18 protein-coding genes are annotated in these 22978 nt (G+C 62.9%); 3 read left to right on the plus strand and 15 right to left on the minus strand.

Going from position 1 to position 22978, the window contains the following annotated elements:
• Positions 1-34: 34 nt before the first annotated feature.
• The 5 genes from L1277_RS15770 to L1277_RS06230 all read right to left on the minus strand — a co-directional run bounded on the left by L1277_RS15770 (position 35) and on the right by L1277_RS06230 (position 7391).
• Entirely contained in the window at positions 35-2191 is a 2157-nt protein-coding gene (locus L1277_RS15770; protein ID WP_253375496.1) for a beta-galactosidase, read from the minus strand.
• Positions 2188-3051 (minus strand): ATP-binding cassette domain-containing protein, encoded by an 864-nt coding sequence (locus L1277_RS06215; protein WP_253375497.1) that lies wholly within the window; start codon positions 3049-3051, stop codon positions 2188-2190. The genes L1277_RS15770 and L1277_RS06215 overlap by 4 nt, the downstream gene beginning before the upstream one ends.
• Complete coding sequence (locus L1277_RS06220) at positions 3048-4862, minus strand: dipeptide/oligopeptide/nickel ABC transporter permease/ATP-binding protein (RefSeq protein WP_253375498.1); 1815 nt, start codon at positions 4860-4862, stop codon at positions 3048-3050. The genes L1277_RS06215 and L1277_RS06220 overlap by 4 nt, the downstream gene beginning before the upstream one ends.
• Positions 4859-5800, minus strand: a complete 942-nt coding sequence (locus L1277_RS06225) for an ABC transporter permease (protein WP_253375499.1) — start codon at positions 5798-5800, stop codon at positions 4859-4861. The genes L1277_RS06220 and L1277_RS06225 overlap by 4 nt, the downstream gene beginning before the upstream one ends.
• Positions 5801-5870: 70 nt before the next feature.
• A complete protein-coding gene (locus tag L1277_RS06230; RefSeq protein ID WP_253375500.1) occupies positions 5871-7391 on the minus strand; it encodes an ABC transporter substrate-binding protein in 1521 nt (506 codons plus the stop codon).
• A 113-nt stretch (positions 7392-7504) separates the two neighbouring features.
• Here L1277_RS06230 and L1277_RS06235 point away from each other — a divergent pair, with 113 nt between their 5' ends.
• Positions 7505-8110, plus strand: a complete 606-nt coding sequence (locus tag L1277_RS06235) for a TetR/AcrR family transcriptional regulator (protein ID WP_253375501.1) — start codon at positions 7505-7507, stop codon at positions 8108-8110.
• A gap of 6 nt (positions 8111-8116) precedes the next feature.
• Here L1277_RS06235 and L1277_RS06240 read toward each other — a convergent pair whose 3' ends face one another.
• Genes L1277_RS06240 through L1277_RS06250 form a run of 3 tightly spaced genes read right to left on the minus strand, consistent with a single transcriptional unit; the run spans position 8117 to position 11677 of the window.
• The gene (locus tag L1277_RS06240; protein WP_253375502.1) at positions 8117-8869 is read right to left on the minus strand and encodes an SDR family NAD(P)-dependent oxidoreductase; all 753 of its coding nucleotides are present in this window, start codon (positions 8867-8869) and stop codon (positions 8117-8119) included.
• Entirely contained in the window at positions 8866-10716 is a 1851-nt protein-coding gene (locus tag L1277_RS06245; protein ID WP_253375503.1) for a hypothetical protein, read from the minus strand. The genes L1277_RS06240 and L1277_RS06245 overlap by 4 nt, the downstream gene beginning before the upstream one ends.
• A gap of 31 nt (positions 10717-10747) precedes the next feature.
• Positions 10748-11677, minus strand: a complete 930-nt coding sequence (locus L1277_RS06250; protein WP_253375504.1) for a nucleoside hydrolase — start codon at positions 11675-11677, stop codon at positions 10748-10750.
• 329 nt (positions 11678-12006) lie between these two features.
• On the opposite strand from L1277_RS06250, the gene L1277_RS06255 reads away from it, so the two are divergent.
• Positions 12007-14853: an alpha-L-rhamnosidase gene (locus tag L1277_RS06255; RefSeq protein WP_253375505.1), complete on the plus strand. Its 2847-nt coding sequence runs from the start codon at positions 12007-12009 to the stop codon at positions 14851-14853.
• Between the two features lie 57 nt (positions 14854-14910).
• Here L1277_RS06255 and L1277_RS06260 read toward each other — a convergent pair whose 3' ends face one another.
• From L1277_RS06260 to L1277_RS06285, 6 genes are all read right to left on the minus strand, one after another.
• Complete coding sequence (locus L1277_RS06260) at positions 14911-15774, minus strand: phosphogluconate dehydrogenase C-terminal domain-containing protein (RefSeq protein WP_253375506.1); 864 nt, start codon at positions 15772-15774, stop codon at positions 14911-14913.
• Positions 15771-16565 carry a sugar phosphate isomerase/epimerase gene (locus L1277_RS06265; protein WP_253375507.1) on the minus strand — a complete coding sequence of 265 codons (795 nt, stop codon included), beginning with the start codon at positions 16563-16565 and terminating at the stop codon, positions 15771-15773. The genes L1277_RS06260 and L1277_RS06265 overlap by 4 nt, the downstream gene beginning before the upstream one ends.
• Positions 16562-17332: a triose-phosphate isomerase family protein gene (locus L1277_RS06270; protein ID WP_253375508.1), complete on the minus strand. Its 771-nt coding sequence runs from the start codon at positions 17330-17332 to the stop codon at positions 16562-16564. Before L1277_RS06270 ends, L1277_RS06265 begins: the two co-directional genes overlap by 4 nt.
• The gene (locus L1277_RS06275) at positions 17332-17799 is read right to left on the minus strand and encodes a ribose-5-phosphate isomerase (RefSeq protein ID WP_253375509.1); all 468 of its coding nucleotides are present in this window, start codon (positions 17797-17799) and stop codon (positions 17332-17334) included. Before L1277_RS06275 ends, L1277_RS06270 begins: the two co-directional genes overlap by 1 nt.
• Entirely contained in the window at positions 17799-19529 is a 1731-nt protein-coding gene (locus tag L1277_RS06280; RefSeq protein ID WP_253375510.1) for a dihydroxyacetone kinase family protein, read from the minus strand. Before L1277_RS06280 ends, L1277_RS06275 begins: the two co-directional genes overlap by 1 nt.
• A gap of 68 nt (positions 19530-19597) precedes the next feature.
• The gene (locus L1277_RS06285) at positions 19598-20959 is read right to left on the minus strand and encodes an MFS transporter (protein WP_253375511.1); all 1362 of its coding nucleotides are present in this window, start codon (positions 20957-20959) and stop codon (positions 19598-19600) included.
• A 160-nt stretch (positions 20960-21119) separates the two neighbouring features.
• Between L1277_RS06285 and L1277_RS06290 the strand changes: the two genes are divergently transcribed.
• The gene (locus L1277_RS06290; protein ID WP_253375512.1) at positions 21120-21857 is read left to right on the plus strand and encodes a FadR/GntR family transcriptional regulator; all 738 of its coding nucleotides are present in this window, start codon (positions 21120-21122) and stop codon (positions 21855-21857) included.
• Positions 21858-21950: 93 nt separating this feature from the next.
• Here L1277_RS06290 and L1277_RS06295 read toward each other — a convergent pair whose 3' ends face one another.
• Positions 21951-22940: a D-ribose ABC transporter substrate-binding protein gene (locus tag L1277_RS06295; protein ID WP_253375513.1), complete on the minus strand. Its 990-nt coding sequence runs from the start codon at positions 22938-22940 to the stop codon at positions 21951-21953.
• Between the last annotated feature and the right edge of the window lie 38 nt (positions 22941-22978).

The raw sequence follows: 22978 nt of genomic DNA on the forward strand, positions 1-22978 counted from the left end.
CGCTTTCTCTAGCGGAGTGGGAAGGAAAAGAAGATCAGTTAGAAGCGGAGGTGACGACCCGCACGTCCCAAGCGCCGAGGGCAAGAGTGTCGCCTCCGGTGAGGGCATCGCCGTTGATCAGATCGCGGACGGAAGAAGGGACGACAACGGATGCCGGCTCCCATGACCAGTTGTGAACGAACCAGGTGCGGACGCCGTCGGGAGCGGTTGAACTGCTTACGGTCACCGACTCGGGAAGGCCTGTCCAGCCCGCGACCGGCTCGGGGACGAGCCATGCGGCGATCGAGTGGGCGAGCGCCTGGTTGGGAACCGTGCCGACGAGGGTGACCCGACCGTTCCCGCTCTCGCGAGAGGTGACGGCCGGCCAGCGACCAAGGTGCGGATGCTGATAGGAGACGAGCGGCTGTGCGGGGCCCGATTTCGCGAGGGTCAGCCCATCGGCCCAGTTGCTGGCCGCGGCCCCGTCCCTGAGTGCGAAACTCTCGGACGTGGCGGTGACCGGAACCGGCTCAGTCAGGTTGGCGAACTCGTTGTACCAGGTGCCCGCTGCATCGGCGAGTCGGGCGGGCTGAACGTCGAGTCGGGCGCGACCCTCACGGTCGGCGTAGGCCGATCGCGGTCCGAGCACGAGGTGACCTCCGGCTCCCGCGTATGCGTCGAGCCAGTCCAGCTCCTCGTCGGCCGCCGTGAAGAAGGCGGGGATCAGAAGAACCGGGTACCGGGCAGCGAATGCAGCCGGGTCCCCACCCTCAATCGCATCCACCCCGGGGGTCGCCCTGGTTGGGAACACCTGCTGCGGCCGCACGAGCCGGGTCTGTAGTCCGGCATCGAAAGCGCCCCGCACAAACGACGCCAGAATCTTGCGGTAGGCATCCGGGTCCATGTACTGCCCGGGAGCTCCGAACGGTGACTGCGAGGCGAGGGCGAACTTGCTATCCGAGTCGTAGAGCACGGCGATATCGGCGTCAGGGGCTCCGCGGCGAACCGCGGCACCGGCCACGGCGAACTCGGAGCCGAGCTGCGCAAGTTCCCGGTAGGTTCGGCCGGGTTTCTGGCTGTGCGGAAGGATCCCGCCCCAGTAGGTTTCCGTACCGAAATGCAGGGTGTGCCAGTGCCAGTACTCGATCATGTCGGCACCGCGTGAGACGAGAGCCCAGGCAGCTTGTCGCCATTGGCCGTCGTACGGCGAGAAGTTCAGCGATGAGTGGCCGATCGATGACGCGTTCGTCTCGGTGACCAGGAACGACGATTGTTTCGACGAGTACATTAGATCGGCGAGGTGGTACAGCGCCCAGGTGCCGCGGACGATCCAATTGTCCGACCGTTCAGCGGTCGAAGGGTGCGCGAGGGAGGCTTCCATCTCGTAGTACGCGTTTCCCGAGGAGATGTCGAGCTGCGCAGACAGGTCCACGTCCTCGACCCCATCCTGCTCGTACGAGATGCAGGTCGTGACGAAGTGTTCGGGGTGAGCGATCTCCCGCACGATGTCCGCCTGCCAGCCGATGTACTCGGTGACGAGCTTCGTCTGAAAGCGGCGCCACGCCAGCGCGTACTGCGGCTGGAAGTTGCGGTCGGGCACCCAGAGGTCTGCCCAGGTCGAAAGACGGTGTGACCAGTAGACGAGACCCCACTCGCGGTTGAGGGTCTCGACGTCGCCATAGATGCCCCGAAGGTAGTCGATGAACTGCTGGAAGACGCCGTGGTTGTACAGCAGGTGGATGCCGGGTTCGTTGTCGACTTGGTAGCCGATGAGAGCCGGGTGGTCCTTGTAGCGCTCGATGATGTGACGGATGATCCGCTCGGCGTGGAAGCGGAACGCCGGGTGAGTGAAGTCCATCTCCTGACGGCTGCCCCACGTAAACGGAACACCTGTGGCCTGGTCGCCAGCGATCTCAGGGTAAAGACGAGCCAGCCACATCGGGAGCGCGTAGGTGGGGGTGCCGAGGATGACGCCAATGCCGCGTTCATGGGCGCCGTCGAGGACCGGCTGAAGCCAGTCGAGATCGAAGACGCCGTTCTCCGGTTCCCAGGTGGACCAGACGGACTCGCCCACCCGGATGACGGTGAATCCGGCGTCGAGCATCAGGTCGAGGTCTTCGTCCAACCGCGGACTTGGTTGGTACTCGTGATAGTAGGCGGCGCCGAATCGGATGCCGTCGAACGAGTCGGATCCTTCGCCCTGACTCGTCACGCTGTTGCTCCGGCCTGCAGTCCCTGAGCCTTCTGCTCGGCCAGCAGACGGTCACGGTCCGCCCGGCGAACCTCTTGCCGGTCGGGGTCCGGCACCGGAGCGGCCAGGAACAGCCGCTGGGTGTAGGGGTGCGTCGGCGCGCTGGTGACCTGGTCGCCGTCGCCCCATTCGACGATCTCGCCGTGGAACATCACAGCGACTCGGTGGCTGAGGTGACGCACAACGGCGAGGTCGTGCGAGACGAAGAGGTAGGCGACGCCGGTGCGCTCCTGAATCTCTTTGAACAGGTCGAGCACCCGTGCCTGGGTTGAAAGGTCGAGTGCGGAAACTGGTTCGTCGCAAACGATCAGTGCGGGGTCCAGTGCGAGTGCCCTCGCGATGGCGATCCGCTGGCGCTGCCCGCCGGAGAACTCCCGGGGAAGTCGATCGCCCGCATCGCTCGGCAGGCCCACCTGATCGAGCAAATCGGCAACGCGACGAGCGGCTGCCTTGCCCTCGATCTTGCGCATGGTGAGCGGCTCGACGAGGATCTGCTCGATCGTCAGTGACGGGTTGAGCGAGGTGTACGGGTCCTGGAACACGACCTGAATGTCGCTCGAGAGGCTGCGTCGCTCACGGCGGCCCAGGTGGGCGATGTCTTTGCCCTTGTAGAGGATCTCGCCACCAGTCACCGGTGCGAGACCGAGGACAGCGCGGCCAAGGGTGGTCTTGCCTGAGCCCGACTCCCCAACCAGGCCCACCGTTTCTCCGGGCCGGATGTCGAGGGACACGCCCTTGAGGGCACGGAAGGGATCCTTCCGGAACCCTTTGACGGGGTATTCAACAATGACGTTCTTGACGTCGAGGAGAGGTTCGGTCATGACTGGGCTCCCTGCGTGGTGGCGCGCGTCGTCGGGGCAATGAGTTCTCCTCGTGGTTCGCCCTCTTCGAGGATGGCGTTGAGGAGTGACTGGGTGTACGGGTGGCGTGCAGCTTTGAAGATCGCTCGCACGGGTCCGGATTCGATGACTCGTCCCTCTCGCATGACCGAAACGCGGTCGCACAGATCGGCGACGACACCGAAGTTGTGGGTGACCAGGACGACACCCATGTTGAGCTCGGCTTGCAGTCGTCGGAGCAGCTGAAGGATTTCGGCTTGCACCGTCACATCCAGTGCCGTTGTCGGCTCGTCGGCGATCAGGAGGTCTGGTTCACAGGAGATCGCGCCAGCGATGAGAACACGCTGAGCCATTCCGCCGGATACCTCGTGGGGATAGGCGTTGAACGTGCGCTGCGGGTTCGGGATGCCGACGTGCGACAGCAGTTCGAGCGCCCGCTTCGTTGCCTCCTTTTTCGAGATGCCGAGGCAGATCCGCATCGGCTCGACAAGCTGGCTGCCGATGGTGAACGACGAGTCGAGGTTCGACATCGGCTCCTGCGGAATGTAGGCAATCTTTTTGCCCCGGATGCGATCCATCTCACGTTCGCTTGCTTCGGCAAGATCCTTGCCCTCGAAGACGATGGCGCCACCGGTGATGTGACCGCCCTCGGGCAGCAACCGCAAAATGGACCACGCGGTTTGCGTCTTGCCCGATCCCGATTCACCGATGAGGCCGTGTACTTCACCACGGCGGACAGTGAGCGAGACGTCGTGCACGACCGTCTTCACGGAGCCGTCCGGCTGTCCGTATCCAACGGACAGGTCGCTGATGTTGAGAAGGACCTCTCCGGTGAGCGCAGCCGTTCGGGCATCGTCAGCGTGAGTGACGGCTGCGACCTTGCTGAAGTCCATCAGGGCCGTGGCGATGAGGGGTTTGCGCTTCTTGGGCTTCGCGCTGCGCTCGAGCTCGTCGCGCATCGCGTTGGCCAACAGCGTCAGTGCCATACAGGTCAGCGCGAGGATGAGACTGGGCCACAGGATGAGCAGCGGCTCTTTGTAGATGTTGGTGAAGCCGTCGTTGAGCATTGTTCCCCAGGTGGGGATCGTCATGTCGCCGAGTCCGAGGAAGTCGAGTCCAGCTTGAATGGCGATCGCGATTCCGAGCACCATGGCGGACTGGATGATCGCGGGAGCACGGACGACCGTGAGGATGTGACGGCCGATGATGCTGCCGTCGCTCAGGCCGGACACCCGGGCCGCGTCGATATAGAGTTCGTCGCGCACCGCGGTCACCGACGCATACACAAGCCGGAAGAACGCGGGCGACAACATCACGCCGAAGATGGCCATCGAAAGCCACATCGATGGACCGAGGACCGCGCGTGCGGCGAGCAGTACGACGATTGCGGGCATGGCCATGAGCAGTCCGGCAAGCCAGGACGACACGCTGTCGAACCAGCCGCGGTAGTAGCCGGCAAGCAATCCACCGATTACACCGATCACTGCGGCGATGACGAGAGCAAGCAAGCCGCCAGCGAGGCTGAATCGCCCGGCATAGACGAGTCGCGCGAAGACGTCACGGCCTGCGCTGTCGAATCCGAGGGGGTGTCCCTCGCGGGCTGGACCGAGGAAGTCCTGAAGCGAGGCCTGGTTCGGGTCGACCGAGGTGAGCAGGGGAGCGAAGATCGCACTGAGAACCAGGAGAGTCAAGAAGATCATCGACGCCAGGCCGACGGGGTTCTTCAGTAGTCGAACGAACAACGAAGTTCGTTGCGCCTTCGGTGGGATGGTGGCAGGAGTCAGGTCGATCATGCGAGCCTCACCTTCGGGTTGAGCCAGCCCTGGAGCAGGTCGATGAGCAGATTAATAATGACCACCATGGCCGCAATGGCGACGACCAGGCCCATCACCATGGGAATGTCGCCCTGGCTGGTCGCCGTGACGGCGACCTGTCCGAGACCGGGTATGGCGAAGATTCGCTCAACAATGACAGCACCTCCGAGGAGGCCGACAAACTGAACGGCGAGTACGGCGAGGGCGGGTCCACCCGCGTTTCGCAACACGTGCTTGAAGACCACACGGTTGAAGGAGAGGCCGCGGCTGCGGAGCGTACGAACGTAGTCGCGCTGAAGCGCGTCTACAACGGAACCGCGCACTTGTTGCGCGACACCAGCGATGCCGCCGATCGCCAGCGCAATGATAGGGAGCGTGACGGTTGCGAGCCAACCGGTTGCCGACTCGGTCAGCGGAACGTATCCCGTTGGCTTGAACCACTTGAGGTTGAGCGCGAAGAGAGTGACGAGGCCCAAAGCGATGAGGAAGCCGGGGATCGCAAAGCCGAGGATGGAAACGCCTTGGACGACCTTGTCGACCCAGCCGCCGCGAACCGCGGCCCACACGCCGATGATGACGGCGACGATCGCGGTAATGACGGTCGCCCCGATGACGATCGACAGGGTGACGCCCAGTCGCGAGGTGATCCCCGAGGAGACCATCTCACCCGTGAACCAACTGGTTCCGAAGTCGCCAGTGACGGCGTGGGACAGCCAGTCGATGTACTGCACGAGCAGAGGTCGATCGAGACCGAGTTCTGTGGTCTTCTGGGCGACCGTCTCTGCGGTGGCCTGCTGACCGAGGATGCGTCGCGCAATGTTGCCACCGCCGACATACAGCAGCATGTAGGCGAGCGTGGATATGACGAACAGGAGAACGACTCCGGAGAGTAGCCGTCGCAGAATAAAACCAAACACCGTTGTTCCTAGCTTTGTGAAGCGAGAGGGAGTGCCTGGTCGCGCGTCGCCGCGCGACCAGGCCGAGGTCCTAGGACTTCGGAGTGAAGTTCCAGAGGTAGGGGTAAGCGTTGCCGACCTGCGTCTTTACGTCGGTCTTGGCATCGGTGACGAAGCTGGACTGCATGCGGTACCAGGGAGCGAACCACGCCTGCTCAACGATGTATGTGTTGAGTTCCTTCACGGCTGCGTCCGACTCGTCCTTTGAACCGTTGTGGACGGTCTCGATGAGCGCGTCGACCTTCGGGTCCTGGTACTTCGTCGGGTTGAAGGTAGCGGTTGGTGCGATCGAGAAGTTGATCAGCGCCCAGTCCGGGTCCTGCTGCAGGATCATGTAGGTCGATCCGTACTTGGGAGCCAGGATGTCCTGAATGAAGTTGTTACCAGCATCCGTGAAGTTGACGGTGATTCCGACGTCCTTCAACTGCTGCCCGATCAGGGTGAAGACCGTGTTGCCGAGCAGAGCGCTTGACGGCATGTTGAGGGTGAGGCCGTCTGCGTAACCCGCTTCTGCGAGCAGGTCCTTGGCCTTTTCGGGATCGTACGAGTAGTAGGAGTCCAGCTCCTTGTCGTAGCCGACGGAGTTGGTCGGGAAGATCTGGGTCGTCGGTGTGCCGAGGCCCTGGCCGACGGCTTCAAGGAGTGCCTTGGTGTCGAATGCGTAGTTGATCGCCTGGCGGACACGGACATCGCCGAGCGCCGGCTCGATGGTTCCACCGCGGTCGAAGAGGATAAGACCCGTCCAGTTGAGTTCGAACGCGTTGACTGTGTAGCCGGCCGCTTCCATCTCTCCGAGGTCGTTGTTGCTTGGGGTGTTCGCTGCGTTAACCTGTCCACCCTTGATCGCGTTCAAGAGCGATGTCGGGTCTGCGTAGACCTTGAGTGACAGTGCGTCGTAGTGCACGGTGTCGGGGTTCCAGTAGTCCGGGTTCTTTTCGAACTCGTACGACGTTCCTACGACCGTCTTGCCTGTGTCGAGGATGTACGGCCCTGAACCGACCGGGTTCGTCTTGATGTCTTTGTTTTCGAACGAGGCGGGGCTCTGCACCATGCCGGCGTTCTGCGTGAGCGCGATCAGGAGCGCCGGGTCGGACTGGCTGAGTGTGATCTCGACCGTGGTGGCATCGACGGCCTTGGCGTCCGCGACGGCCGCCAGGAGCGACTTGTTGGGCGACGTGCCATCGCGGAAGCGAAGCAGGTTCTGCGCTGCGGCCTCTGCGTCGAACTTGGTGTCATCGGTGAATGTGACGTCGTCGCGGAGCGTGAGGGTCAGGACGGTGTTGTCCTCGTTGTACTCCCACTTGGTGGCGAGGTTTTCTTCGATCTCGCCCTCGGGGTTCGCCTTGAGAAGCGTGTCGTAGACCGCCTGACCGTATGGCGATTCATTGGCGAAGTTGATCGCCTGCGCCTCGAATGTCGTCGCCGGAGCGAGGACTCCAAGGGTGAGCTTGTCGGAGCTTGCGGAATCGTCGGTACTGCCGCCTGCGGAGCATCCCGTCAGGCCAAGTGCGAGCACGGCCACAACTGCGGCGGCTCTCTTCCATCGGAACATCTTCGGTCCCTTTCAGCTGTGGTGTAGACCCCCGTTGGGCTACGTCTGGAGAGAAATTAGCACGAAAAGCGAATGATCACTAGGTTTTCACCAAACTGTAATAGAGTTCGGTCATGACCATTACCGGGAAACCGCGAGGCAATTACGCCAAAACCGCAGGTCGGCGCAGAGAAATTCTCGAGGCAGGAATCGAAGTTTTTTCTGCGGGAGGATTCCGAAGCGGCTCAATTCGGGAGATCGCCGAGCGCGTCGGCATGAGCCAAGCGGGTCTTCTGCACCACTTTGCGAACAAGAATGAGCTGCTCGCGGCCGTACTCGAATTGCGCGACGATCTATCCCGCGAGTACACGACCGGTGAAGAAGAAGACGGTCTCGAGACGATTCGCGGGCTCATCAAGCTGGTCGAGTACAACTCGAGCGTGCCCGGGCTCGTCGAGCTTCACACAACACTCTCCGCAGAGGCAACGGCGCCCGATCATCCGGCTCACGAGTACTTCGTGCGCCGGTATGTGTGGGTGAGCTCGTTTATCACTGCGGCTTTCGAGCGCATGAAAGCCAAAGGTCAACTGGTGCCAGGCGTGGACCCTGAAGCAGCAGCTCGCGGAATGATCGCCATCATGGACGGCGCTCAGGTGCAGTGGCTCCTCGATAAGGAGTCACTGGACATGGCCGAGGAGACCCGGATGTTTGTGCGTCTGCTGATCACCGTCGACCTCTAGGTTGGCCTAGAGCGTCGTCATGCCTCCATCAACCTGGAACGTGGCGCCCGTTGCGAAGCTGGATTCGTCGCTGGCCAGGAACACGGCGATTCCCTCAACATCTGACGCCTGACCGGGGCGGCCAAGCGGGATGCGCGAAACGATAGCCGCCCGGTCCACCGGATCGGTGGAGATCGCTGACACCAGTGGCGTCTCCGTGTACCCAGGGACGATGGTGTTTACCCGAATACCCTGGCTCGCGTATGCGCCGGCCACCGCGCGGCCGAGTCCGTGCATGCCCGCCTTCGATGAACTGTAGGCGGTGAAGGCCTGACCTTCTCCGTTGAGCGCCGTTGGGCTGCCGATGAGGACGATGGACCCACCACGCTGGAGCATCGAACGGACCCCGTGCTTGACGCTGAGGAAGGCGCCGGTGAGATTGATATCGATCGTCCGTCTCCAAACATCGAGGTCGAGGTCGGCGATCGGTGCGTCCTTGCCGAAGAGCTGAACCCCGGCACTCACTACGAGGATGTCGGGTGCGTACCCATCGGCCGTGAGGCCTTCGAACGCCGCCGAGACGCTGAGTTCATCGGACACGTCCATATGAACCGCGAGTGAATTCTCGACCTGGCCCGCAGCATCCGTTGCCGCCTCGATATTGACGTCGGTGAAGACGACTCGGGCGCCTTCGTGAGAGAACCGCTGCGCAATGGCGCGTCCAATGCCCGATCCGGCGCCAGTTACGACGGCGGTTTTTCCCTGCAAGCGATCGCTCATGATGGTCTCTTTCGTTCGACGATGTCGTTGGTGTCCGGCGATGATGTTGTGGTGTTGGCCGCAGACGAAAGTCTGAGTACTGCGTACGGCGCTATTTCGATGGATGACGTGTGGCCGCCGACGGTGACAACAACTGCGGCGGCGGGTCCGCTGCCGAGGTTGGTCAGAAGTGCCGACCACGATCCATCCGGCTTTCTCGAACCGATGCACCAGACGCCGCGTGGAACTGACGAAGGCAGAAGGAGTTCGCCGCCTCCCAGTCTTGCCAGGGCGGTGATTGCGTGAGCCACCGGATAGGCTCCAGCGTGATTGCGAAGCCCACGGGGACCAAACGCTTCAAAGTAGCTCACGCTCGCGACGTTTGCCTTGTCTGTCGCCGAGGCGATGGCCGCAAAACTGGCGATGGTCCATGCTTCGAGGGCGTCCGAAGACTGGCGGGCATCGGTCGCATCGGTGGTGAGTTCGGCGCCGTAACCGCTCGAGAGGTCGGAGGGCGCGTCCTGGTTAGAGGTGCTCGTAGCGACGGCATTGAACCGGGAACGCAAGGTGATCGGGCCGATGTGAAGCGGTCGCCCGAGCGCGATGTCGCCTGCGCTGCGCGCGACGACGGCTTGCATCGGAATGGATTCGATGAGTTGTGCGCGCTCTGTGGCATGCATTTGCGGGGTGAGTGAAAAGGTGAACTCTGGAATAGCGTCAGGCAGTCGACCGTGCTCGCGGTTGAGCTCGGTGAAATGGGATCGCGCTCCACCGAGGAGTGTCACCCCCGGGAGTAGTTGCTTCGCCGCCTCGGCGAGGGCCGCCCACAGCGGCGGTTCGGTGACGTGGCTACTGCCCGAGAAAACTCCCAACCTCGCTACTTCCGCGCCACTTCTCTCGACGACAGCAACGGCCTCGCGAACGTCATCGGGGGTGTCGGCAACAATTCGAACGTCAAGTGTGAGGTCGCCGGCTTCGGAGATAGCGCGGGACAGGGCCGCAGGCCAGCTCGGTGTTCGCGTATCAAGTTCGACGAGAAGAGCTCGAACCCCGGTTGGAATCGGAGGCGCCTGCTCGCTCGGCATTGCAGCATCCGGGGCGGTCGACGCCCCCAACGTCAGGTCAGGAACCTGCCGGCCAGTTCGGATTAGTTCGATGGTTGCCGCGGGTTCCAGAGCCACCGGGGGCCATACGCGCTCTGAGGAGAAGGACACCGACTGCGTCACGCTCTCGCCGCTCTCGAGCGGGTATGGGAACGGGAGCGCGAGCGGCCGGCTGTACGTCTTATAGCTCGCGTCAGTCCAGTTGCGCTGGTCCTCCATCTCGAAAATGTCGCCCGCGAAAGTCGCTTGAGTGTGCACCCCGTCGTTGTCCCAAGTGAGTGAGCGGATGTCGAATGCCGGCTGATGTGGTGACACGTTCGACGGGAATCGAGTTGTCTTCTCGTCGTCGGCTGTTGCGACGATGAGCGGCGTTCCGGAGAGTTCGGGAGGATGCAGGACGACGAGGCCGAGTCGATTGGTGAGGAACTCCCGGGACGTTGTTGCCGTGAGGCTGATGGTCAGAATGTCTTCGTGATGAACGATGTCGACCGCGGCGGTGATGTCGACGCCGAACCCGCGCATGCTCAAGCGGAGCCGGTGGCCATCCTTCGTGGGCTCGAATGCCTCTACCGTGGCCGGCACGGTGTTCCAGTCCTGGTCACGTGCGACGGCACGCACGCTGCGAACCACAGGGCTGTCGTCGAACGTCAGATCGGCGATCTCATCGCCGCGAAGTTCGAAGGCCCACCGGCCGAGTTCAACAGGGATAGGCGTCGGCTCGGGTGACCACAGCCGGTCCAGCCGGTCAGCCTCGGTTTCGCTCATGACTCTCCTTCTTGAGCAGCGTTCAGGCCATTCATTCGTTCGCTGCTTGCCAGCGGCCGAACTCGGAGAGCTTGAGATAGAAGTCCTCGAACATCAAACGGTTATCAAGCCGTGTGTACACCCGCATCGGCCTGGCACCGGCAACGGCTTCATAGTTGCCACCCTCCGTGATTGCTGGTGTGGGCATCGAGACGTAGTCACTCGACGACGGGTCTGCTTCGAAGGTCGACTGCAACGCGGTCAGCAGCACGAGGGGCGAATCTCCCATCGCGTACGTTTCTGCGGGGCCGCTGGGGCCAGCCGCCAAGCGCAGGATCTGTGCAACTTCGGCGTACAGATACTCGCCGAGCGAGCCGGTCGTCGCGACGCGAAGCCGCAGCTCGGCGTCGGATATCAGGCACTGTCGATAAGCGTCTCGAGGCACCTGCCAAACACGCAGCGTGGAGTCGTTGAACACGACCTGTGCAGCGAGAAGATCGATGAGAAGGTTGTACTCAATTGGCATCGCGTTCGGGGGTGGAACGGCGATTCCGTCGTGCTCGGCGCCGCCAATCCAGATCACCGTCAAGCGCTCCGCGATCCGCGGTTCACGCAGGTAGGCGGATGCCAAGTCGGTTAGCCCGCCGCCAGCTGCGTAAAACAACGGCGAGGCGGTGTCATCCCTCATCGCTTCCGCGATGATCGCGTCGACCGCTGCCGACTCGCGTGGTGTTTTCCGATCGGAGAGCGCGGTGTTCGACCCGGCAAAGATCCGTTCGTGCGCTTCCAGGCCCATGCGGTCGAACACGTGCCGCACGACCGCGACGGCATTTTCTGCCGAGTGAGAGCTGGGATCGAAGGGATCCTCCTCCCGAAGATGCGAGCCCACGACGAGTCGAATGTCGACAGAGGGGGACAAGAGATGATGAACCAGCTGAAACAGGTCATCGGGGTCACCGGAGAAGTCATTGTCGATGATCACTCGTGCCCGAGAGGAACCGAGAGGAACTATCGCCTGCCAGGGACTCGTGTTCAACGACCATCGTTTCGACGTTGACAGAGGAGGGACAGGAGAGCGGGGGATCGACGTCATTGGTGACCTTAGGTTCGCGCACGGCGATCGAGAGATTGACTAACCGGTTGACCGGTTGTCGCTAACTTAGTACGCCGTTCCCGGGTAACCTAAAGCCGAAGGGTGAGCGTTACCCGTTCGTTATAAATTGAACACCCACGACTTGATTTGAAAACCGAATGTCCATAAGGTTTTGGGCACGCCTCAATTGTCGAGCGCCCTACCTCAATGGAGAGTTCATGCCTGAAGTCGTACCCGTGTCTGTCTTGTGGGCGGAGGGACGCGGCCGCCCCGAGTTTCTCGCCACCGCATCACCCAGCCTGTCGTGGCGGGTCACTACGGATCTCCCCAACTGGGTGCAAAAGGGCTTCACCCTCGACTGTCGCACCAATGCTGGTACGACGAGTGTCAAGGTTTCGACCGGCAATTCGCAGCACGTTCCGTGGCCATTCGAGCCGCTCACTGCCTACGACTCCGTCGACGTGCGAGTCCACGTAGACGGTCTCAGTGACGCGGGAGAAGGGCCCACCCCTTCAACAGCGTCTCCCAGCGCTTGGATTACTCTGCGTACGGGTCCGCTGAGCGTCGCCGACTGGACCGCCGACTTCATCGCTGCCGAACCAACCGGTGCTGAGCCTGACGAGTCGCGAGGAACCTCGCTCTTCCGTTCCGTCTTCTCCCCGCGATCTGACGTGGCCACGGCGATCCTGTCCATTTCATCCCATGGGATCTACGAGGCAACTCTCAATGGAGAGACCATCGGCGACGAGGTCCTCACGCCGGGCTGGACGAGCTACGACGCTCGCCTGACATTCCAGAGCTTCGACGTCACTGCTGGCGTCCGTTCCGGACGCAATGTTTTGGGCGCGACCGTTGCGGACGGCTGGTACGGCGAGCGATTCGGCTTCGACGGGAACTTCTCACGCAGTTACGTCGGGCCTCGCGCCCTGACAGCGCAGCTTCGCATCACATACGCCGATGGAACATCGGAAATGATTACAACGGATGCCACGTGGTCGGCCGCAACGAACGGTCCGGTTTGTCGCGCTGGAATCTATCCCGGCGAGCACTACGACGCTCGACTCGAGACCGCGGCGCTTTCGGACCCCGACACCGATTTTGTGAACTCCGTACGCGCGACTGTTATCGGGGCGGACGCGTCGCGCCTAACCCCGTCATTTGCCCCACCGGTTCGGCGAATCGAGCGGGTCGCGGCCCGAAAGATCTTCACCACGCCCGCAGGCAAAACCGTCATCGATTTCGGCCAGAATCTCGTCGGATGGCTCGAGATTCGGGTTGATGCTCCCGAGGGGCACACCGTCACTCTTCGTCACGCCGAGGTACTCGAGGACGGCGAACTCGGTGTCCGACCTCTGCGATTCGCCGAGGCGACCGACTCGTTCACCGGGTGTGGGGATGGTGTCCGGACCTGGAGTCCTCGATTCACCTTCCACGGCTTTCGTTATGCCGAGATCGAGAACTGGCCGGGTGAGCTGTCGATCGACGACGTCACGGCGGTCGTCATTCACAACGACATGGTGCGCACGGGTGCGTTGGAGACGAGCAACCCGAAGCTCAACCAGCTGCATCAGAATGTGCTGTGGGGCATGCGCGGAAACTTCCTGAGCCTGCCGACAGACTGTCCGCAGCGAGACGAGCGCCTCGGCTGGACGGGCGACATCCAGGTTTTTGCCCCGACCGCAAGCTACCTCTACGACGTGTCAGGTTTCCTAGGGTCCTGGCTCCGCGATGTCGACCTTGACCAACAGCGCGCCGACGGAGTCGTACCCTTCGTGGTGCCCAATCCACTGCCGATGCCGCCGCTCGCCGCGGCGGCATGGGGTGACGCGGCCACGTTGGTGCCGGACACGCTCTTCACCCGCTATGGTGACTCCGCGGCGCTCAATCATCAGTACTCGAGCATGCGCTCCTGGGTCGAGACCGTAGCGGCGCTCGCTGGCGACAATTACCTCTGGACCGGCGGGTTCCAGTTCGGCGACTGGCTCGACCCCAGCGCTCCGCCAGAGAACCCGGCGCAGGCAAAGACGGACTCCGATATTGTCGCCACGGCGTACTTCTTCCACTCGACAGCACGGTTGGCTGCGGCCGCAACGGAACTCGGCCACGAAGATGACGCGCGCCGCTTCGCGGACCTTGCCGAACGCATCCGCTCTGCATTCCTTCGTGAATACGTCACTCCGGCCGGACGCATAGTCTCGGACGCCCACACGGCGTACGCCCTTGCGCTCGCGTTTCGCATTGTCGTCGAGCCCGACATGGTCGCGTTGGCTGGTGCACGCCTCGGAGAGCTCGTCCGGGCACACGGCTTTCGGATCGGCACCGGCTTCGTCGGCACGCCGCTCATCGCGGACGCACTGTGTCTCGGTGGGCAAAGCGACGTGGCTTACCGTCTGCTGCTCGAGGAAGGCTGCCCGTCCTGGCTGTACCCGATCTCGATGGGGGCAACGACGATTTGGGAGCGGTGGGATTCGATGCTGCCCGACGGCAGTATTAACCCGGGCGAGATGACCTCGTTCAACCACTACGCGCTTGGTGCGGTCGCCGACTGGATGCACCGGGCGATCGGCGGCATCGCGCCTGCTGAGCCTGGATATCGCACCATTGAAATCGCGCCGATTCTGGGCGGGGGCCTTACCTCGTCGACGGCCAGTCTCGATACCGGTTATGGAACCGTGTCAGTCGAGTGGTCGCTCAAGGGCACGACCCTCTCGGTGCGCGCCGTCGTGCCGCCCAACACACAGGCGCGCGTCGTTCTTCCCGGTCGTGATGCGGAAGTTGTGGGGTCGGGAACGCATGAATGGACGACGAATGCCGCCTCTGTGCTCACCGATGCGGCTCGGCCGGTGTACTCACTGGAATCTTCACTGGCTGACATCGTGACGGATGCCGACGCGCGTGCCGCTGTTGAAGGTGCTTTCGCTGATCTCGGCTACTTCATCGGTTTGGGCTGGACCTCGGGCGGCAAGTGGAAGAGCGACTCGACTCTGGCCGATGCACTCATCATGTTCCCGCCGGAAGGGCTCACCCACCTTCACGAAGTCTTCGCGCGGTTGAACGCCCGCTAGACCTGAAGAAATAGGAGGGGCGATCGTTCTCGCGAACGACCGCCCCTCCTCGTCTTACTACCGCTCGATCTTGTCGAGGTGCAGCATGGCGGCGAGGTTCTTGTCGAGCTCCTCGTCGGTGAAGACCTTTTTCCAGTCGTCCTTGATAATCGAGGACTTGCCGTAGTCCATGGCGATGAGGCACGCGTCGCTGAACGGGTTGTCACCGCGGAGGCCGTTTGCGAGGGCAACCTGGGTGTGACCGAGAAGGATCGACCGTGCGGCAGGCTCCGGCACACCCATCGTGTTCACGGCTTCGTCGAGTGCTTCCTTGAGGAGCGCCCCAATCATGCAGGCGATGGTCTCGACGAGGGTCGGCTCAAGCTGGGCGAGCTGCTTGATGGTGACCCAGTGCACGTCGACGACCGGTGCATAGATGGCGCGGACGGTGGCCTCAACAATGGCCCGCTTCTCGGGGTCGTCCGATTCGATCGCCGCGATGGCGTCCTGCGGTGCCGCGATTCCGCCGAAGGTGTCTGCGTACTCTTCGGGAGTGGTGCGCTGCAGGAAGATTGAGGGGTGGCACGGGTGTGCAACGGCCTGGATGACGTCCTCGCGCGTGGTGAGCAGGCCCGCGTAGGCAGCAGCCGGGTCGAGCGTCAGCACGATGGCTCCTGGCTTGAGCTGCGGAACGATTTCAGCGGTGACCGGCCCGAGCGCGAGGTCCGGAACGGCGAGAACGATGATGTCTGCGTCGACGATCGCCTCCGCGGTCTCGGTGAGCTCGCGGCCTGCCGCGCGGACGCGGTCCTGGCCGACGGGCGAGTTTTCACTGTAGAAAACGGTGTGGTCAGTCTTCGAGAGGTTGTCGGAGACGCGGGTCCCCATCTTTCCTCCGGCGCCGATCACGGCGATGGTGGGGTTGAACGTTGTGGTGCTCATCTGTTTCTCCTTAGGTAATCCAGGGTGGTGGTTGTCCAGGCAATTTCTGCCTGGACGGTGGTTTCGGGGTCGCCTTGCCAGGGCAACCAGTGTTCGACGATTTCATTGATGTTGCGGGCCTGCGGCTGAACCACGTCGAGCAGGTGGCGGTAGTCGTGCAGCCCGTCGCCCATCGGTGCGCCGCTGTAGGAAAACCCGACCCAGCCGTCCTGCCGCGCGAAGGCGAAGTCCTTGACATGGACATTGCGGGTGAGTGGTGCGCATCGTTCGACGGCGTCTCTAGGTAGTTCCAGCCCGGCGACGACGTTCGCCGGGTCAAGGCAAATGCCGAGGGAACCACTGTCGACGCGTTCGATAAGCCCGACCAGATCTGCCGTGGGAATCTGCTCGTAGGTCTCGAGCGCGAGGGTCACTCCGGCCGCCTCGAACGACGGCATCGCGTCGGTGAGAATCTGTTCTGCTTCGCCGAGGCTCGGGCGATGATCCGGGGCGAACACCATGCTGCGGATAAGGGTGGCGTCGAAGATCTCGGCCAGTCGCAGGAATGACGTGAGGTGCCCGGGCTCGATGCCTTTGGTCCCCAGCTCGATCGTCAGTCCGAGGTCGCGTGCTTCGGCCGCAGCCGCGGCGAGCTCGGAATGCGACATGGAGAGCAGAGGGGCATAGTCGCAGATCTGGAACAGGTCGACGTCGAGCTCACGGGTGCGCTCGAAAGCCCCGACGAGACTGAGTGGTTCGGACACCCGTGACGAGTGCTGCCAGAAGAAGGCGTAAGTGCCGAGTCCGATCATGAGCGCACCGCCGATTCAGCCAGTGTTGCCGCTTCGTCGAGCACGGACCCCAGCGCCGTCGGGTCGTGCGCGAAACGGCCGAGGAACAGTCCGTCGACATCGGAGCCAAGTGTGGTCAGCAGGCCCGGTCCGGCGCTTCCGCCGTAGATCACCGAGCTGCCGTCGCGACCGTCCATCGAATCGAGGACGGTGCGCAGTTCGGCGCAGACAGCTCGGATGTGGTCGGCGCTGGCGGGTTCGGCCGCACCAATCGCCCACACGGGTTCGTAAGCGACGATGACCCGGCCGGCGGGTGCACCGTGCAAGGCGGATCGCAATTGGCGGATGACGTCGCGAGCAGCGGCATCCGCTTCACCTTGATGAATTTCGCCGATGCAGAGAACCGGAGCAATGCCGTTGCGGAGGGCCGCCGTGGTTTTCGCCGCCACGATCTCCTCGGTCTCTGCGAAGATGCGTCGTCGTTCTGCGTGCCCGACTTCGACCACACCGACACCGAGCTCGGCGAGTTCGACTCCGCTGACCTCGCCGGTATACGCGCCGTTGTCGTCCCAGAACAGGTCTTGGGCTCCAACCACGACATCGGTGCCGTCCAGGGTGTCGATCGCCGCGGGGATTGCGACAAAACTCGGGATGACGAAGAGTTCGACATCGCCGCTCTTCAGTGCTTCGCTGTCGCGAGCCAGGTCAGCAATGCTCGAAAACCACTCCCGCGCGCGGGCGTACCCGAAGTACATCTTCAGGCTTACCCCGACGACGACGGGAGCCATCAGCAGCTTCCGAACTCTTCGTACGCGTCGAGGACCGCAACCTTCTCGGCGCTCGCCGACGATTCGTCGAAACGGTAGGTGAGCCACTCGCGCACCAGGCGACGGGCAAGTTCAACACCGATCACGCGCTGACCCAACGCGAGCACCTGGGCGTTGTTGGACAGAACCAGCCGTTCGACGGAAAAGCTGTCGTGGGCGACGGATGCGCGGATGCCTTTCACCTTGCCCGCTGCCATGGCGACGCCCATGCCGGTTCCGCAGATCAAGAGCCCGCGGTCCGCTTTGCCTGCAGCGATGGCCTCACCGACGGTAACGCCGACCTTGGGGTATGGGGTGTGTCCGTTCGCGTCGACGCCCACGTCGGTGACGCTTTCGACCAGATCGTGAGCGAGGAGGTCCTTCTTGAGGATCTCTTTGTAATCGAAACCAGCGTCATCCGATCCGATGACGATGCGGAGCTTGTCCATTAGTTGTCTCGTTTCTGTTCCGAAAGAACGATCGCGATGCGCTGCACGATGAGCGCGAGGGAATGGGCGCCCGCGTCGGGCGTGCCGAGAGACTTCTCGGCATGCGGGCGCGCGCGGCCCATGAGGGGGAGGAGATCGGCCGTTGCGGCGGCGGCAGCGGTCGACGCGTTCGCGGCGGTGGCCCAGGCGTCCGCCAGCCGTGCTCCGGCAGCGACTTCGGTCGACAGGGTGTCGGCGAACGGCACCAGTGAATCCACCATGGTTTTGTCGCCGGGTACAGCGCCGAACTTCAGGACGCTGTCTTTAGCCGCGTGCACTCCGGCCACGACGGTTTCTCGAGTCGGCGCTGCGGTGTTGCCGAGTTCGGCGCCCACCGCGGTGAGGGCTGCGCCCCAGAGTGCACCCGAAGTGCCGCCGGCGCGGTCCGACCAGGCATCGGCGGCCAGGGTGAGGAGCGTCTGAGCGCCCGCGCCGCGGGTGAGGGCGTCGGCGGCTGCCGCTTGAGCGGCCTGCGCTCCACGGTTCATTCCGATGCCGTGGTCGCCGTCACCCGCGACGGCGTCGATGCGTCCGAGCTCGTCGGCGTTCTCGTTCACAACCGCGGCGATGGCCTCGATCACTTCAGCGGCGATTGCTGCCGCTGCCTTTGATTCCTCGCTGGCGTCGGGGATGTCGTCAATCGCGTCAGTGAGCTCGACGATCGGAGCCTGTTCCGCGGCAACGACAGAACCCTTGCGGTAAGCCGGAGTGTCGGCGGGAGCCCGCCAGAAGGTTTCAAGTTCGTCGTCCAGCCAGAAGAGGGTGAGCGAGGCGCCGGCCATGTCGAAGCTGGTCACGAGCTCGCCGACCTCGGGGTCGACGACGGTCACTCCGGCCTCAGTGAGAAGCTCGGCGACCTTGCGGTAGACGACGAAGAGTTCTTCGTATTTCACGGACCCAAGGCCGTTGAGGATCAGCCCAACACGCTGGCCCTCTGCTGATTCCACTCCGTCGGGCAGTTCACCCAGGAGTGTGGAGACGAAGAGCTCTGCCAGGCCGTCGGCCGTGGGAATGTCGGTTTCGTCGATGCCCGGTTCGCCGTGAATGCCAATTCCGACGCCCATCCGGCCCTCCGGGACGGTGAAGAGCGGTTCGTCGGCACCGGGAAGAGTGCAGCCTGTGAACGCCACTCCGAAGGAGCGGGTGCGTTCGTTGGCGAGTGTCGCGACTCGCACAACATCGTCCAGCGAGTATCCGGCCTCGGCTGCCGCGGCGGCCGATTTGAAGACGGTGAGGTCACCCGCGATGCCTCGTCGTTTGTGCTTTTCGTCGACGGATGCACTGGCGATGTCGTCGGTGACAACGACGGTTCGGCACTCGATGCCATCGGCAGTTAGACGCTCTTGCGCCTGATTGAAGTGCAGGACGTCACCGGCGTAGTTGCCGTAGGTCAACAGGATGCCGCCACCCAGGTGCGCGGCCGAACCAACCGAATACACCTGATGGGCCGACGGCGAAGCAAAGAGGTTGCCCATCGCCGCACCGTGAGCGAGGCCCTGGCCGACCAGTCCGCCGAAGGCGGGGTAGTGGCCCGAGCCGCCACCGGTCACGATGGCGACCGTGCCCGGTGTGGAAACGGTGCTTCGGATGACACCGCCTGTGACGCGACGGACCTGCGACGCGTTGGCGGCGACGAATCCGTCGATCATTTCGTCAGCGAAAGCGACGGGATCATTGAACAGGCGAGTCATGGGTGTTCTCCGAAAACGATGGAAGGGGTGGGAGGAAGCGGGGCGGTTTGAGGCCGCCCCGCTCGGGACTACTGGGACAGCGCCTGAGCTTCGGTCTCATCGACCGCGCCGCGCTGGGTGCGGTTGGCCCGTGCCAGCAGCAGCATGATCACACCGGACACGGCCATGAAACCTCCGACAATGAACATCGGAATCTCAAAGTTTCCGGTCCAGTCGGCGACTGCTCCCGTGATGTACGGAGCGGAGAATCCGGCCAGGTTTCCGACGGTGTTGATCAGCGCGATACCTGCAGCCGCTGCGGCTCCGGTGAGGAACTGGGTCGGGAGAGTCCAGAAGTTGGGCAGCGCCGAGAAGATTGCCATGGCGGTGACCGCGATGATGGCGATCGTCGCGACGGGAGACCCGGAGAACAGCGCGAACGGGATGCTGAGCGCACCGACGAAGGCAGGGATCGCAATGTGCCACGTCTTCAAGCCGCGCTTTGTGGCATCCCGTGCCCAGAAGTGGAGTGCGATCGCAGCCGGGACGTACGGGATTGCGGTGATGAGTCCCTTCTGGAAGGTGTCGAACTCGGTACCGAACTGGGCCTGGAAACCCTCGATGATGGTCGGGAGGAAGAAACCAAGTGCGTAGAGGCCATAGATGAAGCCGAAGTAGATGAAGGACAGAGCCCAGACGCGCCCGCTCCCGAACGCGTCACGGATGCGACCGTGACCACCGGTCTTCACCGTCTGTGCACGCTCGGTCTCGAGTGCGTTGGTCAGCCAGACCTTCTCATCGGCCGTGAGCCACTTGGCATCTGCGGGGCGGTCCTTGAGGTAGAACCAAGCGACGATTCCGATGATGATGGCGGGGATCGCGACACCCGCGAACATGAACCGCCAGCCCTCGAGGCCGAAGATTCCGTGCTGCTCGATGAGGATCGCAGCGAGGGGGGCACCGATGACCGTTGTGAGCGGCTGTGCCAGGTAGAAGAGCGCGAGGATCTTTGAACGGTGTGCAGCGGGTACCCAGAGGCTCAGGAAGAGAATCGCACCCGGGAAGAACCCAGCTTCGGCGACACCGAGCAGGAACCGCAGGATCGCGAGGTGCTCGAAGCTACCCACCCAGGTGAAGAGCAGAGCGACGATTCCCCAGCTGACCATGATGCGCGCGAGCCACTTGCGTGCGCCGAATCGGTGCAGCGCGAGGTTCGAGGGCACCTCAAGCAGGATGTAGCCGATGAAGAACACACCGGAGGCGAAGCCGAACTGTGCGGCCGAGAGACCGAGGTCTTCATTCATGCCGTTCGGGGCGGCGAATCCGATCGCTGTGCGGTCGAGGTAGTTGATGAAGAACATCAATGCCACAAAAGGTACAAGTCGGAACGCGACTTTCCGGATGGCAGATTTTTCCACAGCTGACTGCGGTGTCGGTGTGGTTGAAGCCACAGTAACTCCTTCGTTATTACGAGATGGCAACCCAAACCGACGTGAACGGCGATGGTCGCATAAATGAGTATTCGCTAAAGGAGCCATCCTGTCAACCGGTTGACCAAAATCAGTCAACCGGTCGACTCGTTTTTCCGCCTTTCTCTTGTAGCTTTGACCCATGCCTGCATATCCGAACGACGCCTCTTCGGGGATCGCCGCCTCCATCGGCTCCCTCGCTGAGGGCACGCCTGTCTCTGCAGTGGCCAAGCGACTTCTGGAAATTTTCACGACGGGCAGCATCGAAGCTGGAACCCGTCTTCCGCCTGAACGGCAGCTGGCGTCGACGCTCGGCGTTGGCCGGTCGGCCGTCCGTGAAGCTTTAGCCGCGCTCGAAATCCTCGGTGTTGTCGATGTGCGGCCGGGGTCCGGAACGTACCTTCGGGGCGCCACCAGCGAGCTCCTTCCCCAGACCCTCAGTTGGGGTCTCATGCTTGGCGAACCACGCACCCTCGAGCTCATCGAGGTTCGCGGGGCGCTGGAAATTTACGCCGCCCGGCTTGCCGCCTCCCGCATCACTGACGATGCCCTCGAACGCCTCGGTGCACACGTCGAGGACATGCGAGCAAACGCTGGGAACCTGGCGGCGTTTGTCGAGGCGGACCTTCGTTTCCATTCGGAGCTTGCCCGCAGCATCAACAACACCGTGCTCCTCGACCTGCTGCAAAGCATTCGATCCCTCCTGCGCGTGTGGGTGGACCGTGCTGTGCAGCAGCCCGAAGAAGCGGCTGCTGCCATCGAGGAACACGCGGCGGTGTACGCAGCCATTGCGACTCGGGATCCCGATGCGGCAGCCTCGGCCATGGCCGTTCACATGAATACGGCGGGAGCTCGGCTCTCGCGGTCGGTCACCCCTTAGGTCCCTTCCTTCCGCCGACGCTCGCATCGAGCGCCAACAGCAATCGGCGGCCCTGCCGAAGCAGGACCGCCGATTATTGTTTGTGCGTGAGTTTTAGTCTTCGAGTGCGAAGCTCGTGTACTTCTCCGCGTTCGCTGCGTCGATCACGACACAGTCGATCGACTGCTTTTCTTCCTCACCGGTCTCACCAGTGCGGATGAACTTGTCCGCCTGCTGAACGGCAAGCTGAGAGATCAACACGGCCGGCTGGAGGCCCGTTGCGACGAGCTTTCCGTCCTTGATCGCCTGGACGGCATCGGGGCTTCCGTCGAATCCGACGATCTTGATCTTGTCGAGCAGACCGGCTGACTCAACAGCGGCGACCGCACCGAGTGCCATTGTGTCGTTTCCGGCGATGATGCCTTGGACGTTGGGGTCACGCTGCAGAAGTGTCTCAACCTTCTGGAACGCCTCGTCCTGGCTCCAGTTGGCCGTTTCCTTGGCTGCTGACACCAGGTTCGGGTACTGCGAGATGACGCTTGCGTACGCTTCGGATCGCACGCCGGCGTTGGTGTCCGACTCCTTGCCGGTCAGCTCGATGTACTTTCCACCTTCGGGCAGCGCGGCGACAAAGGACTCGGCAACGGCCGCAGCACCCTGTGCGTTGTTTGCCACGATCTGCGCCTTGGCGATGCCGTTCTCGTTGATCTCACGGTCAATGAGGAAGACCGGGACACCGGCTTCCTCTGCTTTCTTGATCGGACCAATGGATGCGTCAGCACCCGCGTTGTCAAGGATGATCGCCTTCGCGCCCTTGCTGATCGCGGAGTCGATGAGCTCGCTCTGCTTGTTTGGGTCGTCATCGTGGGACGCCACGGAGGTCTCGTAGCCGAGCTTCTCTGCCTCGGCCTTAGCCGCGTCGGCCTCGGCCTTGAAGAACGGGTTCTCCTGTGCGGGCGTGATGATGGAAATCAGGCCACCGGCTTCGCCGGAGCTCTCGCCGGAGCCACCGGATCCGCCCGAGCCGCCGGAGCTTCCGGAGCAGCCGGCCAGGCCGACGATGGTGATAACTGCGACGGTCGCAGCCAGAATCTGTCGCTTCATTGCTTACAGCCTTTCGTTTCTTGGTGTGCCGCGGTGCG

The organism is Okibacterium sp. HSC-33S16 (genome assembly GCF_024171565.1).
Taxonomy (GTDB): domain Bacteria; phylum Actinomycetota; class Actinomycetes; order Actinomycetales; family Microbacteriaceae; genus Mycetocola_A.